This window comes from bacterium (genome assembly GCA_024226335.1).
Taxonomy (GTDB): Bacteria; Myxococcota_A; UBA9160; order SZUA-336; family SZUA-336; genus JAAELY01.
In genome coordinates this window covers 1-2180 of record JAAELY010000408.1, presented here as the reverse complement: position 1 = coordinate 2180, position 2180 = coordinate 1, and the positions used below count along the sequence as shown (strand labels likewise).

3 protein-coding genes are annotated in these 2180 nt (G+C 61.6%); 1 reads left to right on the top strand and 2 read right to left on the bottom strand.

Translation table 11 applies throughout. The features are described from left to right. Positions 1-421: carboxypeptidase regulatory-like domain-containing protein (locus GY725_20390; GenBank protein ID MCP4006544.1), on the bottom strand; the 421-nt coding region annotated here is incomplete at its 3' end. Positions 422-494: 73 nt separating this feature from the next. Between GY725_20390 and GY725_20385 the strand changes: the two genes are divergently transcribed. Beyond that, on the top strand, positions 495-896 hold the full coding sequence (locus tag GY725_20385) for a JAB domain-containing protein (GenBank protein ID MCP4006543.1): 402 nt from the start codon (positions 495-497) through the stop codon (positions 894-896). 32 nt (positions 897-928) lie between these two features. Here the strand turns inward: GY725_20385 and GY725_20380 are convergent, their stop codons facing one another. Continuing rightward, positions 929-1903: an NmrA family NAD(P)-binding protein gene (locus GY725_20380; GenBank protein ID MCP4006542.1), complete on the bottom strand. Its 975-nt coding sequence runs from the start codon at positions 1901-1903 to the stop codon at positions 929-931. Between the last annotated feature and the right edge of the window lie 277 nt (positions 1904-2180).

Genomic DNA, 2180 nt, shown 5'->3' with positions numbered 1-2180 from the left:
CGACGAGACGGACCTCGGCACCGCTGGCAGGTGTCCCGTCCATGGCGACGACCTGGCCCGTCACCCGGACTCCTGCCGGAAGAACGATCTCGACCGTGGCACCCTCCGGACCCAACTCCACGGTCTTCGAGGTGGGGACGCGATCCGAGGTATGGACGTCGATCGTCACCGTTCCAAGCTCCAACCCACTGAGAACAAAGCGTCCGCTGGAGTCTGTGTTAGTAATCTCGCCAGAGGAGTAGCGCGTCCTGGCCGGGATTGGGCTCGTCACGCTCGCCTGAGCGGTTACCCGCGCGCCCTGGATCGCGAGCCCTCTCTCATCGACGACCCGGCCAGTGACGCGCCCGCCCTTCTCCAGGACGATCTCGAGGTTCTCGCGGCGCTCGCCCGGGAGCCAGTTCAAGCTCGGTGCGGGACTCACGGTACCCCTCCGCAGACAGTTCGATGGCGATCCTCCCGGGCGCCAATCCCTCCAAAAGGAAACGTCCTTCGTTGTGGGAGCGATCCTCTTCGACATTCGCAACAAGGCGATCGGAACCGTTCTGGGATACGTTGGCACCATCTCCCAAACCACAGCTGAGCCCCGAGGATTTCTCGCGCCCGCTCTTCTTGCAAACGCTGTAACAATCCTCCTCTTTCACAATCATCCGAGCGGGGATCCAAGTCCTTCGCAGGATGACATCGAGTTCACCAAGCGCATGGTAGCCGCTGGCAAGGTTCTCGGAATCCAAGTTCTCGACCACCTCGTCATGGGAGAAACCCCGCCATGGGTGTCCCTTCGGCAGGAAGCTCTCTGTCTCTTCGAAAACCAGCCCCTGGGGCTTAGCGTTAGTCTTTCTGCGTTGCTATCGAAAGGCCTATACCCCAAAAAGACACTCCAGGCCATTCTTTGTTGAATCGAGCGCGCGATTGAGCAGGCGGTGCCCGTCTACGCTCCGAAGGCATTCGGAACAACGTGGGTCCGTTTCCACTCCGTCGCGTCGATGGAATCCTGGCCATCGATGATCGGCAGACCGTTCTCGCGCTCCCAGCGCTTCAGCTCCAGAGGTCGGGTCAGCATGACCTTCGCGACTTGTCTCACCGCGCGGAGCAGATTGGACAACGAGCGTCGCGTGAGCGGATCGGCGGCTGCGTAGCGGCGTACGATCGTCTGGAAGTTTTCGGCGGGCCGGCCCGTGACCTCTTCGACGACGTTGGTAGTTTCACCGGCCGCGAAGGTGCCGCGACGGTACTCACGGAGATAATGGACGACCTGAGTCTGCTCGAAGGGAGCTCGCTTGCCTCCGGCCCTGATCGACTTGAGCGCCATCCGTTCGGAAGCCTCTTGATACCGTACTTCGCGACCGAGGACTTCGCTAAACACGGCCGCGATGTCTTCTATAGTCAGGACCTTCGGTCCGGTGGGCCGCAATGTTCGACCGGCATATGGCGCCGGGTTGCCGAGCACGCCGGCGGCCACGCGACCGATATCCTCGTTCGAAACGAGGGCCGTCGCTCCGTGGCCGAGTGGGAGTCTGAGAACGCCGAGCTGGGCAGCTATGCCGAGTCCGGCCATGATATTATCAGCGAAGAAACCGACGTTGATCACGGTATAGTCGACCTCCGGAATCCAACCGAGCAGTTGATCGACCAGATAGGTACGCCTGGTCATCAGCGACGGATGGCTTTCGCTCGCCAGCCACTGCCCGATCGCCATCACGTGCTCGACGCCTTCCTCTTGCGCGGCGACGGCGAAGTTTACGGCGTGATCGAGATAACTGTTGGTTACCGGGGCAATGAGGTGGGCGCGCTGCACGCCCTTCATGGCCATTCGTAGATCGCGAATACTGCTCATATCGCCGATAACGACTTCCGCGCCGGCGGCGCGCAGCTCAGCTGCACGATCGTCGTCTCTTCGGACCATGGCCCGCGTCTGGACGACGTCGGAATATCGCTCGGTCAGAGCGAGGACGGTTGGGCGACCGGACTATAATCATACCGACGAAATGGCCCACTTTCCGGCGAATCGTTTGCTATACCTGTATCTCGCGGACGAACCCCTTAGAGTGATGATTCTCGCGAATGTGGCTGCTACCCCATTTCGGAGCCGACGGAACGCTCCCCCGATCCCGACGCCCCCGTCTCTCGGCTGTCGGGCTGCAGAAGCAGTGAGCCACGGTCGGCGGCAGCCATCCAGTCGG

Bases quoted from the DNA above. Each gene is read 5' to 3' on its own strand.
- GY725_20380 (MCP4006542.1), bottom strand. From the start codon at position 1,903: ATGGTCCGAAGAGACGACGATCGTGCAGCTGAGCTGCGCGCCGCCGGC.